Here is an 18,081-nt window from a genome sequence, read left to right on the forward strand (position 1 = left end):
TTCGATGCCAATACCTACCTGCTAATGACCAAAGCGCTGGACTACTTTGATCCGGCCAAGGAATTTAATGACGATCTGAATGAGGCCGTCAAAGCAATTCAGGCCAAGTCGTTGATCATTTCATTTACCAGTGACTGGCGCTTTTCACCATTACGTTCACTGGAAATCGTCGATGCCTTGCTCAGTGCAGGTAAGTCTGTCTGCTATGCGGAAATCGAAGCCACTCAGGGCCATGATGCTTTTTTGATGCCGATACCACGTTATATGGAAATCTTTGCCAGTTATATGCAGCAGGTTGCTAAAGAGGTGAATGGCTAATGGCTTTACGCGTTGATTTACAAATAATCAGTGATTGGATACCAGATAATGCCCATGTTCTGGATTTGGGCTGTGGTAATGGCGCATTATTAAAACATCTGCAACAGCGCCATATCACAGGCTATGGCCTAGAGATAGACAACAGCAAATTTTCTGAATGTATTCAAAGCGGTGTCAATGTGATCCAGGCTGACCTGGATGCAGGTCTCAGCCAGTTCGCTGATCAAAGTTTTGATTTTGTTATTCTGTCACAAACCCTGCAGGCGGTAAAAAGACCGGATTTTTTACTTAGAGAAATTATGCGGGTTGGCAAACAGGGTATTATCGGCTTCCCGAATTTTGGCCATTGGCAATGCCGTTTTCAATTAGGCATGCGCGGTAAGATGCCGGTATCCAAAAACCTGCCGAATGCATGGTTCGATACGCCCAATATCCATTTATGTACTCTGAAAGATTTTGAAAAGCTTTGTGGCCAGTATGGCTTCAGTGTAGTCAACCGCAGTGTGGTTAATCACGAACATAAAGATACCCTTGGCATTCGTTTACTACCCAACCTTTTTGGCCAGATTGCTGTTTATTTGATTCATAACGGAACCCCATGAAAGATTATCAACACGCTTTTATCGAATTTGCGCTGCAAACCGGTGTATTACGTTTTGGCGAATTCACCTTGAAATCAGGGCGGATTAGCCCCTATTTTTTTAACAGTGGTTTATTCAACAGTGGTGCAACACTGGCCCGGCTGGGACGCTTTTACGCTCAGGCGATTAGTGAATCCAGTCTCGACTATGATGTGTTGTTTGGTCCAGCCTACAAAGGCATTCCGTTAGCTTCCACAACAGTCGTCGCATTAGCCGATCAACATGATCGCGATGTACCCTACGTATTTAACCGCAAAGAAAAGAAAGATCATGGTGAAGGTGGTCAGTTGGTGGGGGCTGAACTGCAAGGCAAGGTATTGATCATTGATGATGTCATCTCCGCCGGAACGTCTGTAGGTGAGTCGGTTGAAATCATCCGTGCAGCAGGTGCCGAACCTGCGGGGGTAATCATTGCCCTGGATCGCCAGGAACGTGGGCAAGGTCAGTTATCCGCTATTCAACAGGTCGAACAAACCCATGGTATACCTGTCGTGAGTATTATTTGTCTGAACGACTTACTCAGTTATCTGCAGGACACTCCCGAGTTACAACAACACTTACCTTCCGTAAAAGCTTATCGGGAACAATATGGGGTCTAGGGCTTGTTGGCTCTTTCATCGCCACCACTACTGGAGGCATTTTTTTCGTCCAATAAGGTGGAAAAGTAGCACCAGCCCTATCATCATCTCCTTAAAAGTGATGATCCCCCCTCCCAGTGCTAAAAAGGCCCCCAAATCAATCTGACCGCAATTAACAACGTAACAACTTCAAAACTGCGTTTTATCCAGCGGTTACCCCAAAGCAGAGCTAAGTGCGATCCGAGGTAGCCGCCCAATAAAGAGCCTAACAACAATGCCGGTAGCCAGTCCCAGCGTATTTCGCCCAAAATACCCAGCGTAATGGCACCGGCTCCATTCCAGAACAACCCAACCAGAATAAGCGTATAGGCCACTGCACGCTGGTAATCCATACCAAACCACAATATCAGCCACAAGGTGACAAACAATCCCGTTCCGGACGTCAGCGAACCATTAAGAATACCTAAAAAAAACAACACCAAAGCGCCAATAAGGTAACCACGTCGCTCGCGATGAACCGGCAAATAGGTTTGCCCTAACGCAGGTTTGAATAGAGAATATATACCAAGTGAACCGGTTAATATTCCCAAGGCAATTTCGGCAATTCTGTCTGGCACTAACAAAATCACACTACCGCCAATCACCACACCAGGTAAGCCAGCGATCAATAACAAGATCACAAACTGACGTTCCAGACGGCTGGTAGAAATATAACGCAAAGCTGCCCCCAAACCCAACGCCACGCTGGCCACTTTATGGGTAGCTAAGGCAACGGAAAAACTCAAGCCCAGGAAGATCAGTACCGGAAACTGGATTAATCCTGCACCACCGCCGCTTAATGCCGAAAACGTATTTGCCAGCAAAGAAATGACAAACAGAATAAAATGTTCAACAAGGCTCAAATTAACAATGCTCTCTGGGAAAAGATAATGATTTCAATACGCTTTTTAGTGGCGGTGATGCTAAGCACAACACTATTTTCTGTAACAACCGTTTCAGCGGCACAACTTTACCGGTTTAACGATGAAAACGGTATACCAACACTCAGTAAAACATTACCACCGGAAGTGGCTCAGCAAGGTTACGACATTCTGGATGAGAAATCGATGCGAGTGATTGAGCGTGTCCCGCCTGCCCCCACTGAAGCAGAAATCGCCGAGCGCGAAATTCAAAAGAAACTTGACTTGGAAGCCCGCGAACAAGCAGAACTACAGGCAAAAATGGAAGCGGAAAAACGCCGTAAACAAGCCATTTACGATCATAATTTACTCTCGGTCTATCAATCTGAAGAAGATCTGCTGAATGAACGCAATAAAGATCTGCAATATCGCGAAAAACGTATTGAAATATTAAAAAGCAAACGCAAAGGATTACAGCAGCGGCTGCAACAGGTACAACAACAGGCAGCAGATAATGAATTAAGTGGTGTTGGCCTCAGTGCCAACCTGAAAAGTCGTTTGAAGGCAGCCCAGCAAGAATTGGATAACAATCAGTCAAGCATGGAGCAGTTACAAACTGAAATTGAGACACTCAACATGCAATATGATCTGGATCTTCAACGTTTGCGAGAGCTACTGGGAACCGATACGACCGATTAAACCAGAAGATCCAGCTGGCTCATCAACAACTGATTTTCAGTACGATTACCAATACTGATACGCAGAAACTGATCGATTCTCGGCTTTTTAAAGTGGCGTACGATCACCCCTTTTTCCCGTAATCCGGCTGCAAGTGTTGCTGCATCATTCTGAGGATGACGGGCAAACACAAAATTTGCAGCCGAAGGCAAAACCTCAAAGTCTAACTCTGCTAAAGATTTAGTTACCCATTCGCGTTCAGCGATGACTTGTTGCTGACATTGTTTAAAGTAGACTTCATCTTTGTATGCTGCAACACCAGCGGCAATCGCGAGACTATCCAATGGATAGGAATTAAAGCTGTCTTTTACTCTTACCAATGCTTCAATCAATTGCGGATGTCCGACTGCAAAGCCGATGCGCATTCCAGCCAGAGAGCGAGACTTGGATAAGGTCTGAGTCACCAGCAGATTGGGGAACCTCTGGGTTAACGGTATCGCTGTTTCCCCACCAAAATCGATATACGCTTCATCAATAACCACGACTGAGTCACTGTTCATTTCTACTAACCGCCGGATATCATCCAGAGATAATAAACAGCCGGTAGGCGCATTGGGATTCGGCAAAATAATCCCACCGTTATCACGCTCGTAATCAGTGATATCAATTTGGAATTTTGCATTGAGAGGCACTAAAACCGAATCTATGTCGTACAGCTGACAATACACAGGATAAAAACTATAAGTGACATCCGGAAACAACACCGGCTTGCCATGTTTGAACAAGGCATTAAACACATGCGCCAGTACTTCATCTGAGCCATTGCCGACAAAGACACATTCAGCTGGCACATTATGATAGTCAGCAATCGCCTGTTTAAAGGGGCCGCCATCAGGTACCGGATACAAGCGTAAACGGTCGGTAGTTGCCATGCGAATCGCTTCCAACACCTTAGGCGACGGACCAAAAGGATTTTCGTTGGTATTGAGCTTGACCAGATTCTGGCCGCGAGGTTGCTCACCCGGCACATAGGGTTCTAATGAATGAACAAAATCACTCCAGAAACGGCTCATTTATTTTTCCTGTAAACGATACTCAGCACTTCGGGCATGTGCAGTAAGACTTTCACCGCGCGCCAACACCGATGCAATTTGTCCCAAACTTTGAGCACCCTGCGGTGACACCTGAATCAGACTCGAACGTTTCTGGAAGTCGTAGACTCCCAACGGTGAGCTGAAACGTGCTGTGCGTGACGTCGGCAATACATGGTTTGGTCCTGCACAATAATCACCCAAAGCTTCAGGGGTATATCGGCCCATAAAAATAGCACCGGCATGGCGAATTTGTTTAGCCATTTCCATCGGTTCATCAACTGACAATTCCAAATGCTCTGGCGCAATATAATTGCAGACTTCAACCGCCTGCTGCATATCATCAACCAGAATAATTGCACCACGATTTATTAATGACGTTTCAATAATTTTCTGGCGTTCCATTGTCGGTAACAAACGAGCAATAGAGGCTTTAACTTTTTGTAAAAAGTCTGCATCAGGTGAAATCAGAATTGATTGGGCATCTTCATCATGTTCGGCCTGTGAAAACAAATCCATGGCAATCCAGTCCGGATCGGTTTTTCCATCACAAATCACCAGAATTTCTGATGGTCCGGCAATCATATCGATACCCACGGTGCCAAAAACCATACCCTTGGCAGTCGCCACAAAAATATTACCCGGACCGACAATTTTATCGACCTGTGGAATGGTTTCAGTACCATACGCCAATGCTGCAACAGCCTGCGCACCACCAATGGCAAAAATACGATCAACACCAGCAATGGCCGCAGCGGCTAATACCAGATCGTTTACTTCATCATCCGGTGTCGGCACCACCATGATCAATTCCTGCACACCCGCCACTTTGGCCGGAATGGCATTCATCAAGACGGATGAAGGATAAGCCGCTTTACCACCTGGCACATATAAACCGGCACGATCCAAAGGAGTGACCTGCTGGCCCAACACGGTGCCATCATCTTCCACGTAGTGCCAGGAGTCCTGTTTTTGATGTTCGTGATACTGACGTACACGTTCCGCTGCTTTTTCCAAAGCCTGGCGTTGTGCCTTAGGAATTGATTCCAACGCAGCAGCAGCCCGAGACAACGGAATTTCCAGATCAGTCATGACAGTAGCTTTAACACGATCAAATTTTTGACTGTATTCAACCACCGCTTGATCACCGCGCTGTTTTACATCTGCCAGAATACTTCTAACGGTATCCGTAATCGCTGCATCAGACACACCCTCCCAAGCCAACAGCTCGGAAAGCTTGGGCCAGAAATCAGCTTGCTGGAAGTTTAATTCACTTATTTCTATCATTTGCCTGCTCTTTTACTGCATTACGGATCTGCTCAATAAATTGCTGAATCCGTGCATGTTTGGTTTTCATGGATGCCTTATTGACCACCAACCGTGAACTTATATCCGCAATATGCTCCATGGGTGTCAATCCATTTGCTCTCAGCGTGTTGCCAGTATCAACCACATCGACAATACGATCCGCCATACCGACCAGAGGAGCCAGCTCCATTGAACCATAGAGCTTGATGATCTCGACCTGTTGCCCCTGTTCTGCATAAAACCGCTTGGTACTTTCCACAAACTTTGTTGCCACTTTTAACCGGCCTTGAGGCTTCTGTTCATCTTGTTTACCAGCCGTCATTAATTTGCAGCAGGCAATATTCAGATCCACCGGTTCATACAGCTCGGCATCCGGATGTTCCATCAACACATCTTTCCCGGCCACACCCATATCAGCGCCACCATATTCAACATATGTCGGTACATCTGAAGCTCGTACGATGATGAGTCGGACATCCGGCAGATTGGTTTCCAGAATCAGCTTACGGCTTTTTTCCGGATCGTCTAATGGTTCGATGCCTGCCGCCTTCAGAAGCGGTAATGTTTCTTCAAAGATTCGGCCTTTTGATAAAGCCAGCGTTAACATTTCAGCCATTCGAAGCCACCCGTGCCTGAGTGGGAATACGGCGTATACGAGCACCTAATTGCTGTAGTTTTTCTTCAATACACTCGTAACCACGATCAATATGATATATACGTTCTACCTGAGTTTCGCCTTCAGCGACCAAAGCAGCCAACACCAGACATGCTGATGCACGTAGATCTGTAGCCATCACTGGCGCTGCCGTCAGTTTTTCCTGACCTTTGCAAACCACGGTATTACCTTCGATCTGCAAATTAGCCCCCATACGCTGCATTTCCTGCACATGCATAAAACGATTTTCAAATACGGTTTCAACGATGGTCGCCTGACCTTCGGCAATACTGTTAAGCGCAGTAAATTGGGCCTGCATATCAGTTGGAAATGCAGGATATGGTGCTGTACGGATATTAACCGCTTTAGGCCTTCTGCCTTCCATATCCAATGTAATCCAATCTTCTCCTACTTCAATTTTAGCCCCGGCCTCTTCCAACTTGAGTAACACAGCTTCTAACTGATTAGCATCGGTGTCTTTCAGTTTGACACGACCACGTGTGATTGCCGCAGCCACCAGATAGGTACCCGTTTCAATACGATCCGGCAGAATCGCGTAATGCGTACCATTGAGCTTTTCAACACCTTCAATCTGTAGCGTTGTTGAGCCAGCACCGGTAATTTTAGCGCCCATTTGATTCAGGTATTTTGCCAAATCCACGACTTCTGGCTCACGGGCAGCGTTTTCGATGATTGTGGTTCCGGATGCCAGAGTGGCGGCCATCATCAGGTTTTCAGTCCCGGTTACGGTGACCTGATCCATAAAGATATGCGCGCCTTTCAAGCCTTTGCCACTGGTCGCGCGGATATAACCGTTTTCCACTTTGATTTCAGCGCCCATCTGTTCCAGACCACGTAAATGTAAATCTACTGGGCGAGAACCAATCGCACAACCTCCGGGTAATGACACATCGGCTTTACCGAATTTAGCTAATAACGGCCCTAAAACCAGAATAGATGCCCGCATGGTCTTGACCAGATCATAAGCGGCTTCGGTAATCGTTAAAGTCGACGGGTCGATTAATACCCCAGAGCGTTCATCAACTGTAAGCGTTACCCCCATGCGGCCTAAAAGCTCCAGTGTGGTGGTAATATCATGCAAATGTGGTACGTTGCCGATACGTACAGGCGAATCGGCTAACAACGCGCCCATCAATATAGGCAAAGCTGCGTTCTTTGCACCGGAAATACGTATCTCGCCATCCAGCGCGACACCACCTTTAATGATTAGTTTGTCCATGAGTTTGCTCTGGAAGAATAAGGGAATGGATTAGCGAGAGACACCGGTTTTAAGTGACAAGGCATGAACAGCACCACTACTGAAGCTGTCACCTAATGTTGCTTTGACCATACGGTGTTGTTCAATCAGGCTTTTTCCGGAGAATGACGGACTAAAAACCCGGGCATCAAAATGCTGGCCATCTTCACCAAACACTTCAACATCAGCATCAGGTAAGCCTGCTTCTATCATTATTTTGATATCTGCTGCTTTCATGTTTCACCACTTATAGTAAATTTATTGTAGAGGAAGGAGTTCTTCCAATCCGCTGGCTTCAGCCATCGCCAGCATTTGTGCCGGCATATTGAAATAACGAATTGGTTTGTTTAATTTCCTGGCCTGGCGCATCCACTCAATCAGCAACGCCAAACCGGCACTATCGCTGTGAGTGACTTTGCTGAGATCAACATCCAGATTGGCTGTTTCAGCAAATAACGCTTCGGTCATATCAATTCCGCTGGCTGCCGTGCCAAACGTCAGTTCACCTGAAACCAGAATACGTTTCGCAACGTCATCAAAAATCAGATTCATCATCTGGCTCTGTCGTTACGTTTAGAAAGATTTTCAATTAACGCATCCATGCCACTGGTACGAATATCCCGATTGAAAGATGAACGATAGTTGGTCACCAGACTGATGCCTTCAATTTTAACGTCGTAAACTTTCCATTCATCATTTTTATTTTTATAAAGTGATAAAGCCATTGGAATGGACGGGCCATTCGGCTGTACGACTTCCATCGGTACATTTACCCGACCTTTTTCGATATCATCACGGAATGGTAAAAACCGGATTTCTTCGTTGGTATATTCCAGCATCGCCGTAGCATAGGTTCTGACCAGCAACAGACGGAACTCTTCAACAAACTTGGCTTGCTGTTCCGCTGACGCATCACGCCAGCTACGTCCTAACGCCAGTCTTGCCATACGCTCAAAGTCAAAATGCGGGATCAGAATATCCTGAACCAATGAGAAAATTTTCTGTGGATCCTGCTCCAGTTCGGCCTCATGTTCTTTCAACGCTTTTAACATGTTGTCTGAAGCTTCTTTCACTAATGCCTGCGGTTCCGGCATGGCCTGAGCTGAGGCACTTAGCGCCATCATGCCCATAAATGCAACTGCCAGCAGCTGGATAGAAAATCGTTTGATATTGTAAATCATATTATTCACCTTCTGCGGTACTGTACAGGAACTGACCAATGACCTGCTCCAATACAACTGCTGGTTGAGTCAAATCAATAATATCGCCATCTTGCAGAAAAAAGTCGTCAGCACCTGGAGACAGACTTATATATTGCTCCCCCAATAAACCGGCAGTAAAAATACTGGCGGATGTGTCCATTGGAATATTGTCATACTGCGGATAAATATTGATGGTGACTTTAGCGTCATAAGTATCCGGGTCCAGCGAAATCGACGAGACGCGCCCGACTCTGACTCCGGCCATAGTCACTGGTGAACGAGGTTTAAGACCGCCGATATTCTGGAAATTGGCAACGACTTCATACCCTTTATCGTCGGTAAAATCACCCAGGTTACCTACTTTCATCGCCAGAACAAATAACGCTGCAATCCCAGCAGCAACAAACAAACCGACCAGGATCTCGGCACTTCTTTTAGAATTCATTTATATATCTCCAAACATCAACGCAGTCAGAACGAAGTCCAGGCCGAGAATTGCAAAAGCGGAATGGACAACTGTCCGCGTTGTGGCACGCCCTACACCTTCAGAAGTCGGTGTTGCATCATAACCTTCAAACAAAGCAATCCATGTCACAACAAAACCAAAGACAATACTTTTAATCACACCGTTCAGAATATCTTCGTACCAGTCAGTTTTTGCTTGCATCTGAGACCAGAAAGCCCCGTCGTCCACGCCCAACAAGCCATGACCAACCAGAAAAGCGCCGAATATCCCTACCGCACTAAAAATAGCCGCTAATAACGGCATGGAAATCAAACCAGCCAGAAACCGTGGGGCGATGATACGACGCATCGGATCCACCGCCATCATCTCCATTCCAGACAACTGTTCGGTACTTTTCATCAAGCCGATTTCAGCCGTTAAAGCAGAACCGGCACGTCCCGCAAATAGCAATGCACTGACAACAGGACCAAGCTCCCTGACCAGCGATAATGAAACCAGTACCCCGAGTGATTCCTCCGCACCGAAATCAACCAGCGTATTATACCCCTGAAGGCCTAATACCATGCCGACAAACAGGCCTGATATGAGAATTATCAAGACTGATAATACACCGACATAAAATAATTGCTGAACTACCAGGGAAAAGCGGAATGCAAGGCTTGGCATACCTGCCAGCATTTGCATCAGAAAAATATGGCCCCTGCCAAGTCGCTGAAAGGTATCTAATCCCCAGCGACCGAGGCTGCGTAGCACCTCAATCATCGTTTTCCCTCTGAATTCAACAGATCTTTACCAAAATCATTTCCGGGATAATGGAATGGAACCGGCCCATCAGGCAAACCTTGCAAAAACTGTTTAACCCAATCTGAACCAGAGGTTTTAAGTGTTTCCGGCGTACCTTTCTCAACGACCTTCCCGCCGGACAACAAATAAATTTCATCTGCAATCTGCGTGGTTTCCGCCACGTCGTGGGAAACAATGATACTGGTCAGGCCCATCGCATCGTTTAGACGTCGAATCAGATTGACCAGCGTACCCATCGAAATCGGATCCTGTCCGGTAAACGGCTCATCGTACATAATCATCATCGGATCCAAAGTAACAGCCCGAGCCAAAGCAACCCTTCTTGCCATCCCGCCAGACAATTCCGCCGGCATCATATTCCGGGCATTTCGCAGACCAACAGCCTGTAGTTTCATCAACACCAAATCATGAATCATTGATTCAGGCAGTTTTGTGTGTTCCCGCAACGGAAAAGCGACATTTTCAAATACATTAATATCTGTCAACAGAGCACCGCTTTGAAATAACATTCCCATTCGCTTGCGCAATTCGTAAAGCTTTGAGTGAGAAAGTTTATGAACATTCTGCCCATCAATTTCAACGCTGCCACGATCCGGTTTCAACTGACCGCCTATCAGCTTCAGCAGTGTAGTTTTACCAGTACCACTCGGCCCCATAATGGCCGTTACCTTACCCCGGTAGATATCAATATCTACCCCATTGAAGATAACTTTGTCTCCACGGTTAAAATGCAAATCCCTGATTTTGATCAGTGGTGCCATTATTTATTGCCGATATTAATATGAAAGACCGCTAATTTTCTTGAATCGCTGATGTTAAGTCAAATCGCTGTGTGGAAAAACCCATCGGTATCGGCTAAAGTGTTGTCGCCATTTTAGGTTTCAGGAACTAGTTATGTCAGTCTTGACTCTTAGTTCATGTGGATATCTTGGTAAACAACCGACTCAAACGGAGACTCTTAAGAATGAAGAAATTTTTGCAACTCATTGCAGCCACTGTTATTGCTTTACCTCTGGTAGCAACAGCTCATGGCCCAACTCGCCAAGAAGTTGATGAAAAAATTGTTATTAATGCAGCCCCTGAAAAAGTATGGGCCATGCTAAAAGATTTCAGTGCCATCGATAAATGGCATCCGGCGGTTGAAAGCGTTGAAATGAAAGATGACAACGTTCGTGTTTTAACCTTGAAAAGCGAAGGTAATCCAACAATTACTGAAGAGCTGGATAAAATTGATGACGAAAAAATGTCTTTAATTTACAAAATCACAGATATGAGTGTCGTCAAAACAATTACGTTCAACAGTAAAGACACTCCTTATTACACACTGCCGGTTTCAACCTATAAATCATGGATGTTTGTAAAAGAAGTCAATGGCGGTACAGAAGTAAGATGGCGTGCCAAGTTTTACCGTTCTTTCATGGACAACCCTCCTGTACCAGAGGGTCAATCTGATGCTGAAGCAGTAGAAGCAGTTACGGCTGTTTATAAAAGTGGATTGGAAAACCTGAAAAACATCATGGAAAAATAATGCTCGTTTTGATGAACAAAAATGCATTAGTGAAAGCGACCCTTAACCGGGTCGCTTTTTTTGTGTCTCTCAGTTTTAGTTTGTCGGCTTGTGCTGAACCAGCTGATTATGCCTTTATTACAAATCAGCTGAGTAATGACATCAGTGTGATTGATATCGATAAAAAGGCGGTTGTCGGTACTCTTACGGCGGGTATGGCTCCTGCCGGTGTGGCATTAAGTCGGGATGGTCAGCGTGTCCTGATTACTAATCCAGACAGTCAGAATATATCTGTATTAGACGCCCGCCAATTAACTGAAATCAGCCAGATTCCAGTTGGTCAGGGGCCAGTCGGTATCGCCACCAATCATGATGGTAGCCTGGCCTATGTTGCTGATTGGTATGAGCATAAAATCAGCATTGTTGACGTGGACAAACAGCTTATTCGAAACCGTATTGATGTGGGTAAATCACCTGCCGGGCTAATCTTTGATGAATCCGGCAACCGTCTGTACGTGGCCAATCGCGATGACAGCACGGTGAGTATTATTAATACGCTTACCGAAACAATGGAATCAACCATTGAAGTCGGTAAATCGCCTTTCGGGCTTGCCCTTACCGCTGATGGACAAAGACTATTCAGTGTCAATGTGCAGGATAACAGTGTCAGCATGATCGACACCGACAGTCTTGCGGTAATCGCGACTATTGAAGTCGGAGAATGGCCTTACTGCGCTGTGAGCAGCCCTGATGGCAAATTTCTTTATGTCACCAATCAGGATGAAAACAGTGTTTCTGTAATTGATATTGCAGCTGCAGAAACCATTAACACGATTGAGGTGGATGATAGTCCTGAAGGCATTGATATTACCGCCAATGGCAAATATCTCTATGTTTCCAACTGGGGTAGCGGCAGTGTTTCCATCATTGATACCGAAACCGGTAAACGCATCGAAGATATTAAAACCGGAGATGGCAGCCGCGCCTTTGGTGACTTTATTATCAGTCAATAATTTTTGACCGTGCAAATCCATTCGTTGGCAGTAACCGATTCAGAGCTTGATGACAAAGCAATTCTGTTTGCTGATGGTTTGGGTTTGCCCGTCGCCCCGCTCGATATCCAGAGCGCTCAGCTGGTGCTTTCGCCTTCACGACTTGAACTTCGCGTACCGGAAATTGGCGGCCCGATTTTCATAGATTTCACCGCAGGTAAATACCAGCACCGCCGGCAGTTTGGTGGGGGGCGGGGGCAACCCTTAGCCAAAGCAGTTGGCCTTAAAAAAGGCGCTACACCTTATATTATTGATGCAACAGCAGGCTTTGGCAGAGATGCTTTTGTACTTGCCAGTTTAGGCTGCCGGGTCACATTGATTGAACAGAACCCTGTCATGGCTGCCTTACTGGCTGATGCGCTACAGCGGGCTATGGACGATAAAGGCGTCACTGAAATCATTTCACGCATGCAATTACATCAAGGTAATGCCATTGATTATTTAGCGGGCCTTTCCGATACTGACAGACCCGAAGTGGTTTACCTTGACCCGATGTATCCCTCACGAGATAAATCCGCGTTGGTCAAAAAGGAAATGCAGCTTTTACATCAGCTGGTGGGGCCTGACAGCAATAGTTCAGAATTACTCACTGTGTCACGTGACGTCGCGTTGAAACGAGTTGCCGTCAAGCGGCCAAAGGGGGCCGAGTTTTTTGCCAACCAACAACCGCATGTCAGTATTGAAAGCAAAAATACCCGTTACGATATTTACACCCGTTAAATTTGCTAACGGCGCTGTTTATCCAGCTCTCTGAGGTGCGCCAGCTTTTCGGCAATCTTGATTTCCAGACCGCGATTGACCGGCTGATAATATTGCCGTTGCGGCATGGTTTCCGGGAAATAGTTTTCCCCCGCCGCATAAGCATCCGGTTCATCATGGGCGTAACGGTATTCCTTACCGTAATCCAGTTCTTTCATTAGTTTGGTCGGTGCGTTACGTAAATGCAGTGGTACCTCTGCAGAGCCAAAGTTTTTGGCATCCTGCATCGCCGCTTTAAAGGCGGTATACACTGCATTACTTTTAGGCGCACTGGCCAGATACACCACCGCTTGAGCAATTGCGAGCTCGCCTTCGGGACGGCCCAATTTATCAAAGCTCTCCCATGCATCCAGAGCGATACGTAATCCTCGCGGATCCGCATTACCAATATCTTCAACTGCCATTCGAACAATGCGCCGCATCAGATAAACCGGATCACAGCCCCCATCAAGCATCCGGCACAGCCAATACAAGGCTCCGTCCGGTGAAGAACCACGAACCGATTTATGTAAGGCAGAAATCTGGTCGTAAAACGCTTCACCGCCCTTATCAAAGCGTCGTAATGTGCCCGATAATACTTCGGCCAGGTCAGTTTCATCTACTTCGGTTTGCTGTTTGCTATCCGCCAGATCAACGGCGATTTCCAGCAGATTCAGTACCCGCCGTCCATCACCGTCCGCGGCCTGTGCCAATTGTTCACGAAGTCTGTCATCCAGCTTGATATCCCGACCGGCAAGCCCGCGAATTCCATCCTGCATTGCCCGCTCAATGATCAGCTTTAAATCGTTTATTTCCAATGACTTGAGCACATAGACGCGGGCTCGTGATAACAAGGCGTTATTTAATTCAAATGAGGGATTTTCGGTGGTGGCACCAATAAAGGTAAATGTGCCGTCCTCAACGTAGGGTAAAAAAGCATCCTGCTGGGACTTGTTAAAACGGTGTACTTCATCCACAAACAACATGGTCCGACGACCACGTTCCTGTTGCAACTGCTTGGCTCGGGTAACCGCTTCCCTCACCTCTTTCACACCAGCTAATACCGCGGAGATGCTGATAAACTCAGCATCGCAATAACCGGCAATTAATCTTGCCAGCGTGGTTTTTCCGGTACCCGGTGGCCCCCAGAAAATCATTGAGTGCGGCTGTCCCGTGGCAATCGCCTGCCTTAACGGTTTGCCTTCAGCCAGTAAATGTTGCTGGCCGATATATTCATCAAGCGTTTGTGGCCGCATCCGGTCAGCTAATGGACGGCCGACCTGTGGATGCAGATTGTCAAACAGACTCATTAAGGAATATCACCTACCACATCAACGCCAGGCGGCGCCGTAAATTCAAAACGCGAAGCCGGTAAATCCGCATTAATTTTAATATCGCTGAACACCAGGCGAGTTCGCTGATCAAAACTATCAACCATCAGCATTTCGCGAATGCCATTGGCATCAAAAGCCAAAGCAACCGTTTGATAGGTATTATCAGCCTCTTTTGGCACCAGTCGAACCCATTGCAGTTCATCTTCCGATTCCAGTTCACGAATATTATATTCCGCTTCCGGCAGGGTATTTCCTGACAGTAATCCGGCAGGGGTTTCCGCTAAAGCTTCATCCTGCAGCTTGACCGTAATCTGTTCTAAGTCGACATCGTAAAACCAGATCCGCTCACCATCAGCAACAATTTGTTGTGGAAAAGGCGTGTCATAATCCCAACGAAATTTTCCCGGCCTGGATAATAAAAACTGGCCGGTGGCTTCTTCCACTACCTGACCATCGGTATCAATTACCGTCTGCTGGAAGTTGGCTTCCAACCGGGTCACCTCCAGAACAAACGCATTAAGCTTATCGATAGCTGATTCTGCAAACGCCAATGTCGGCAGAATTAACCCTCCAAGCAGCAACCACTGTGTTGCACAGCGTTTTATCATTATTTTTACTCCAAATTGTTTCACGACAATCCCTTGGACACTTAATGCAGCAACTAATTGCGTGGCGGTGGCGCCAATACTTCTCGACTACCGTTAGTTTGCATCGCAGAAACCACTCCGGCAGCTTCCATCGCTTCAACAATTCGTGCAGCGCGGTTATAACCGATTTTCAATCGACGCTGCACACCGGAAACAGAGGCACGGCGGCTTTCGGTAACAATTTGCACAGCTTGATCGTAAAGGGGGTCGGTTTCACCATCGCTGGCGTCACCAACGCCTGCACTGTCGCCATCATCGGTATTGTCCTGCGTAATCTCTTCCAGATAATTCGGACCACCCTGCGTTTTCAGGAAATCGACCACCGCATGTACTTCATGATCGTCTACAAAGGCACCGTGCACCCGCTCCGGCAAGCCACTGCCAGGCGGTAAATACAGCATATCGCCCTGTCCCAATAATTGCTCGGCGCCCATCTGATCCAGAATGGTCCGCGAATCGATACGTGATGACACCTGAAACGCCATTCGGGTCGGAATATTGGCTTTAATCAATCCGGTAATAACATCTACCGAAGGTCTTTGCGTTGCCAGAATCAAATGGATTCCGGCAGCACGTGCTTTTTGCGCCAGACGGGCAATCAGTTCTTCAACCTGCTTGCCCACCACCATCATCATATCGGCTAATTCGTCAATAATAACCACGATAAACGGTAACGTCTCAAGCGTTGGGATGGGTTCACCGGGCAATACTTCTGCCATGGGATCCGGAATCGGTTCACCACTATCAATGGCATCCTGAACTTTTTTGTTATAGCCAGCGATATTCCGAACACCCAGGGCGGCCATTAGAGGATAACGGCGTTCCATTTCCGCAACACACCAACGCAATGCATTGGCGGCTTCTTTCATATCGGTCACAACAGGTGTCAACAAATGCGGAATATCCTCGTAAATCGATAATTCCAGCATCTTCGGATCGACCATGATCAGGCGAACCTCTTTAGGTGTGGCTTTGTATAACAGGCTCAAAATCATCGCATTAACTGCAACAGACTTACCGGAGCCAGTCGTACCTGCCACTAATAAATGCGGCATTTTTTCAAGATTCGCAACGACAGGTCTACCCGCAATATCTTTGCCCAAAGCCATCACTAATGGTGATTTGCTGTTTTCATAATCACTACAGGCCAGAATTTCGCGTAAGCGAACCACTTCGCGAATTTCATTGGGAATTTCCAGTCCGACCACCGGTTTACCCGGAATAACCTCAACGATACGCACACTGCTGATAGATAATGCTCTGGCCAGATCTTTTGCCAGACCACTGATACGACTGACTTTAATACCGGCTGCCGGTTGTAATTCAAACCGGGTCACCACCGGTCCCGGCTGAACTTCAACGACCTGAACTTCTACGCCGAAATCTTTTAACTTCAGCTCCACCAGACGTGACAAGGCTTGCAATACTTCTTCGCTGTAACCGGCAGCCACAGCTTTGGGCAAATCCAGTAAAGACAAGGTGGGCATACCCGGAGCATCAGCAGTTTCAAATAACGGCTGTTGCCGCTCTTTTTCTTCGCGTTTGCTTAATTCTTTAACCTGTAGCTGAGGTTCTACTCTCACCTTGGCTTTGTGCTGCATTTTTTCTTTCTGCGCAATAAAGCTTTCTTCACGTTGCTGGCGGGTGCGACGCACCTGCAGATTTTCTTTTAATTCACGGCTCCAGCGAGCAATATGAATCAGTACCACCATCGCGATTGCACCGAGACGATCAATCACCATCAGCCAGGACAGGCCAGTGAATAATGTTACCCCCGTCAACAACAAGGCTAATAGTAATAAACTGGTACCGGAAGCACCAAATACCGATTCAAAACCATGGCCTACTACTTCCCCCAATACTCCGCCAGACCCCAAAGGCAATAACTCAGCGTAATCCATCAAGCTCAGGGAAGACAAACCACTGGCCGCAGCCAATGCCATGACCAGACCAACGGATTTCAACACCCAGAAATGCAAGGCATCGTCACCATCAGCACGTTTACCCCAACTGAATAAAAGCCATCCACTGAATCCCAACATTAACGGAGCCAGATAGGCAGGAAAGCCAAATCCGTATAACAAAGCATCTGCAAGCCATGCGCCGACAATACCACCGCGATTGGCAATCAGATCATCTGTTCCGGTGGTTGACCAGCCGGGGTCGGTAGGTTCGTAGGTTACTAAAGACAGTAATAAATAAGCCGCTAATGCGAGCGCCAGAATCAGTGCCGCTTCACGAAGTCTGAATCCGACTGCGCCAGCGGTGACATCCTGTTTATTTTTGTCGTTTGCCCGTGTCGCTTGTGCCAATGTGATAATTCCAATGAAGCCAATTGATTAAGCGCAAATTCTAACACAGGTTTTAGCAGCTGATGCTTGTCCAAAGGCAAAGCAATGAGTACTCTAATCTATTCGTTTTTTATTCGATACTGGGAGATACACTTATGGCGGACAGCAAACACTGCCGACTACTGATTCTGGGTTCAGGCCCAGCTGGTTATACAGCCGCGGTTTATGCTGCTCGTGCTGCTTTAGATCCTGTATTAATCACTGGTATTGAACAAGGTGGTCAATTAACGACAACGACTGATGTCGATAACTGGCCTGGTGATGCTGATGGTGTGCAAGGGCCGGAGTTGATGCAACGTATGCAGAAACATGCAGAACGTTTTGGCACCGACATTATTTTTGATCATATCCATACAGCTGATTTAAGCCAGCGCCCATTCAAATTAATCGGCGACGCCGGTGAATATACGGCCGATGCATTGATTATTGCCACTGGTGCTTCAGCAAAATATCTGGGCATGGATTCTGAAGAAGCCTTTAAAGGCCGCGGTGTCTCTGCCTGTGCTACCTGTGATGGTTTTTTCTATAAAAATCAGCCCGTCGCCGTTATCGGT

At 46.8% G+C, this 18,081-nt stretch carries 21 protein-coding genes and 1 pseudogene; 8 read left to right on the top strand and 14 right to left on the bottom strand.

The window, feature by feature from the left end; all coding sequences use genetic code 11:
• From metX to pyrE, 3 genes and pseudogenes are all read left to right on the top strand, one after another.
• Window positions 1-318 (top strand): annotated as a pseudogene (gene metX, locus B3O33_RS14900) (homoserine O-acetyltransferase); the annotation flags it as partial.
• Complete coding sequence (gene metW, locus B3O33_RS14905) at window positions 318-920, top strand: methionine biosynthesis protein MetW (RefSeq protein WP_292361995.1); 603 nt, start codon at window positions 318-320, stop codon at window positions 918-920. The pseudogene metX and the gene metW, both read left to right, overlap by 1 nt.
• Window positions 917-1,558, top strand: a complete 642-nt coding sequence (gene pyrE, locus B3O33_RS14910; protein WP_292361994.1) for an orotate phosphoribosyltransferase — start codon at window positions 917-919, stop codon at window positions 1,556-1,558. Before metW ends, pyrE begins: the two co-directional genes overlap by 4 nt.
• Before the next feature lie 119 nt (window positions 1,559-1,677).
• On the opposite strand, the gene B3O33_RS14915 is transcribed toward pyrE, so the two are convergent.
• On the bottom strand, window positions 1,678-2,439 hold the full coding sequence (locus B3O33_RS14915) for a sulfite exporter TauE/SafE family protein (protein ID WP_292361993.1): 762 nt from the start codon (window positions 2,437-2,439) through the stop codon (window positions 1,678-1,680).
• A 27-nt stretch (window positions 2,440-2,466) separates the two neighbouring features.
• Between B3O33_RS14915 and B3O33_RS14920 the strand changes: the two genes are divergently transcribed.
• On the top strand, window positions 2,467-3,135 hold the full coding sequence (locus tag B3O33_RS14920; RefSeq protein WP_292361992.1) for a DUF4124 domain-containing protein: 669 nt from the start codon (window positions 2,467-2,469) through the stop codon (window positions 3,133-3,135).
• Here the strand turns inward: B3O33_RS14920 and hisC are convergent.
• Genes hisC through B3O33_RS14970 form a run of 10 tightly spaced genes read right to left on the bottom strand, consistent with a single transcriptional unit; the run spans window position 3,132 to window position 10,659 of the window.
• A complete protein-coding gene (hisC, locus tag B3O33_RS14925; RefSeq protein WP_292361991.1) occupies window positions 3,132-4,187 on the bottom strand; it encodes a histidinol-phosphate transaminase in 1,056 nt (351 codons plus the stop codon). The genes B3O33_RS14920 and hisC overlap by 4 nt on opposite strands.
• Entirely contained in the window at window positions 4,188-5,492 is a 1,305-nt protein-coding gene (hisD, locus tag B3O33_RS14930) for a histidinol dehydrogenase (RefSeq protein WP_292361990.1), read from the bottom strand.
• Window positions 5,476-6,120 carry an ATP phosphoribosyltransferase gene (gene hisG / locus B3O33_RS14935; RefSeq protein ID WP_339612383.1) on the bottom strand — a complete coding sequence of 215 codons (645 nt, stop codon included), beginning with the start codon at window positions 6,118-6,120 and terminating at the stop codon, window positions 5,476-5,478. The genes hisD and hisG overlap by 17 nt, the downstream gene beginning before the upstream one ends.
• 1 nt (window position 6,121) lies before the next feature.
• The gene (gene murA / locus B3O33_RS14940) at window positions 6,122-7,408 is read right to left on the bottom strand and encodes a UDP-N-acetylglucosamine 1-carboxyvinyltransferase (RefSeq protein ID WP_292361988.1); all 1,287 of its coding nucleotides are present in this window, start codon (window positions 7,406-7,408) and stop codon (window positions 6,122-6,124) included.
• Window positions 7,409-7,438: 30 nt separating this feature from the next.
• Window positions 7,439-7,663 carry a BolA family protein gene (locus B3O33_RS14945; RefSeq protein ID WP_292361987.1) on the bottom strand — a complete coding sequence of 75 codons (225 nt, stop codon included), beginning with the start codon at window positions 7,661-7,663 and terminating at the stop codon, window positions 7,439-7,441.
• A 21-nt stretch (window positions 7,664-7,684) separates the two neighbouring features.
• Entirely contained in the window at window positions 7,685-7,981 is a 297-nt protein-coding gene (locus B3O33_RS14950; RefSeq protein ID WP_292361986.1) for an STAS domain-containing protein, read from the bottom strand.
• The gene (locus tag B3O33_RS14955) at window positions 7,978-8,607 is read right to left on the bottom strand and encodes an MlaC/ttg2D family ABC transporter substrate-binding protein (protein WP_292361985.1); all 630 of its coding nucleotides are present in this window, start codon (window positions 8,605-8,607) and stop codon (window positions 7,978-7,980) included. The genes B3O33_RS14950 and B3O33_RS14955 overlap by 4 nt, the downstream gene beginning before the upstream one ends.
• Window position 8,608: 1 nt before the next feature.
• Window positions 8,609-9,073 (bottom strand): outer membrane lipid asymmetry maintenance protein MlaD, encoded by a 465-nt coding sequence (mlaD, locus tag B3O33_RS14960; protein WP_292363891.1) that lies wholly within the window; start codon window positions 9,071-9,073, stop codon window positions 8,609-8,611.
• Window positions 9,074-9,856: a lipid asymmetry maintenance ABC transporter permease subunit MlaE gene (gene mlaE / locus B3O33_RS14965; RefSeq protein WP_292361983.1), complete on the bottom strand. Its 783-nt coding sequence runs from the start codon at window positions 9,854-9,856 to the stop codon at window positions 9,074-9,076.
• Window positions 9,853-10,659: an ABC transporter ATP-binding protein gene (locus tag B3O33_RS14970; RefSeq protein WP_292361982.1), complete on the bottom strand. Its 807-nt coding sequence runs from the start codon at window positions 10,657-10,659 to the stop codon at window positions 9,853-9,855. The genes mlaE and B3O33_RS14970 overlap by 4 nt, the downstream gene beginning before the upstream one ends.
• Before the next feature lie 203 nt (window positions 10,660-10,862).
• Between B3O33_RS14970 and B3O33_RS14975 the strand changes: the two genes are divergently transcribed.
• From B3O33_RS14975 to B3O33_RS14985, 3 genes are read left to right on the top strand one after another with little or no spacing between them, the layout of a single operon-like run.
• Entirely contained in the window at window positions 10,863-11,426 is a 564-nt protein-coding gene (locus tag B3O33_RS14975; protein ID WP_292361981.1) for an SRPBCC family protein, read from the top strand.
• A complete protein-coding gene (locus tag B3O33_RS14980) occupies window positions 11,426-12,418 on the top strand; it encodes a cytochrome D1 domain-containing protein (protein ID WP_292361980.1) in 993 nt (330 codons plus the stop codon). The genes B3O33_RS14975 and B3O33_RS14980 overlap by 1 nt, the downstream gene beginning before the upstream one ends.
• A gap of 9 nt (window positions 12,419-12,427) precedes the next feature.
• Window positions 12,428-13,177, top strand: a complete 750-nt coding sequence (locus B3O33_RS14985; protein WP_339612379.1) for a class I SAM-dependent methyltransferase — start codon at window positions 12,428-12,430, stop codon at window positions 13,175-13,177.
• A gap of 5 nt (window positions 13,178-13,182) precedes the next feature.
• On the opposite strand, the gene B3O33_RS14990 is transcribed toward B3O33_RS14985, so the two are convergent.
• From B3O33_RS14990 to B3O33_RS15000, 3 genes are read right to left on the bottom strand one after another with little or no spacing between them, the layout of a single operon-like run.
• A complete protein-coding gene (locus tag B3O33_RS14990) occupies window positions 13,183-14,505 on the bottom strand; it encodes a replication-associated recombination protein A (protein ID WP_292361978.1) in 1,323 nt (440 codons plus the stop codon).
• Window positions 14,505-15,137 (bottom strand): outer membrane lipoprotein chaperone LolA, encoded by a 633-nt coding sequence (gene lolA, locus B3O33_RS14995; protein WP_292361977.1) that lies wholly within the window; start codon window positions 15,135-15,137, stop codon window positions 14,505-14,507. The genes B3O33_RS14990 and lolA overlap by 1 nt, the downstream gene beginning before the upstream one ends.
• 53 nt (window positions 15,138-15,190) lie before the next feature.
• Window positions 15,191-17,488, bottom strand: coding sequence for a DNA translocase FtsK (locus tag B3O33_RS15000; protein WP_292361976.1), 2,298 nt, complete (start codon window positions 17,486-17,488; stop codon window positions 15,191-15,193).
• 134 nt (window positions 17,489-17,622) lie between these two features.
• On the opposite strand from B3O33_RS15000, the gene B3O33_RS15005 reads away from it, so the two are divergent.
• The coding region (locus tag B3O33_RS15005) for an FAD-dependent oxidoreductase (RefSeq protein ID WP_292363892.1) at window positions 17,623-18,081 on the top strand (459 nt) is incomplete at its 3' end.

Origin of the sequence: Methylophaga sp. UBA1464, assembly GCF_002325665.1 — a bacterium.
GTDB lineage: Bacteria > Pseudomonadota > Gammaproteobacteria > Nitrosococcales > Methylophagaceae > Methylophaga.

Coding starts and splice junctions, on each gene's coding strand:
- B3O33_RS14955 (WP_292361985.1), bottom strand. CDS start 8,607: ATGATTTACAATATCAAACGATTTTCTATCCAGCTGCTGGCAGTTGCA.
- B3O33_RS14980 (WP_292361980.1), top strand. CDS start 11,426: ATGCTCGTTTTGATGAACAAAAATGCATTAGTGAAAGCGACCCTTAAC.
- hisD (WP_292361990.1), bottom strand. CDS start 5,492: ATGATAGAAATAAGTGAATTAAACTTCCAGCAAGCTGATTTCTGGCCC.
- lolA (WP_292361977.1), bottom strand. CDS start 15,137: ATGATAAAACGCTGTGCAACACAGTGGTTGCTGCTTGGAGGGTTAATT.
- B3O33_RS14950 (WP_292361986.1), bottom strand. CDS start 7,981: ATGATGAATCTGATTTTTGATGACGTTGCGAAACGTATTCTGGTTTCA.
- B3O33_RS14945 (WP_292361987.1), bottom strand. CDS start 7,663: ATGAAAGCAGCAGATATCAAAATAATGATAGAAGCAGGCTTACCTGAT.
- hisG (WP_339612383.1), bottom strand. CDS start 6,120: ATGTTAACGCTGGCTTTATCAAAAGGCCGAATCTTTGAAGAAACATTA.
- B3O33_RS14975 (WP_292361981.1), top strand. CDS start 10,863: ATGAAGAAATTTTTGCAACTCATTGCAGCCACTGTTATTGCTTTACCT.
- hisC (WP_292361991.1), bottom strand. CDS start 4,187: ATGAGCCGTTTCTGGAGTGATTTTGTTCATTCATTAGAACCCTATGTG.
- B3O33_RS14920 (WP_292361992.1), top strand. CDS start 2,467: ATGATTTCAATACGCTTTTTAGTGGCGGTGATGCTAAGCACAACACTA.
- mlaD (WP_292363891.1), bottom strand. CDS start 9,073: ATGAATTCTAAAAGAAGTGCCGAGATCCTGGTCGGTTTGTTTGTTGCT.
- B3O33_RS14990 (WP_292361978.1), bottom strand. CDS start 14,505: ATGAGTCTGTTTGACAATCTGCATCCACAGGTCGGCCGTCCATTAGCT.
- murA (WP_292361988.1), bottom strand. CDS start 7,408: ATGGACAAACTAATCATTAAAGGTGGTGTCGCGCTGGATGGCGAGATA.
- metW (WP_292361995.1), top strand. CDS start 318: ATGGCTTTACGCGTTGATTTACAAATAATCAGTGATTGGATACCAGAT.
- mlaE (WP_292361983.1), bottom strand. CDS start 9,856: ATGATTGAGGTGCTACGCAGCCTCGGTCGCTGGGGATTAGATACCTTT.
- pyrE (WP_292361994.1), top strand. CDS start 917: ATGAAAGATTATCAACACGCTTTTATCGAATTTGCGCTGCAAACCGGT.
- B3O33_RS14970 (WP_292361982.1), bottom strand. CDS start 10,659: ATGGCACCACTGATCAAAATCAGGGATTTGCATTTTAACCGTGGAGAC.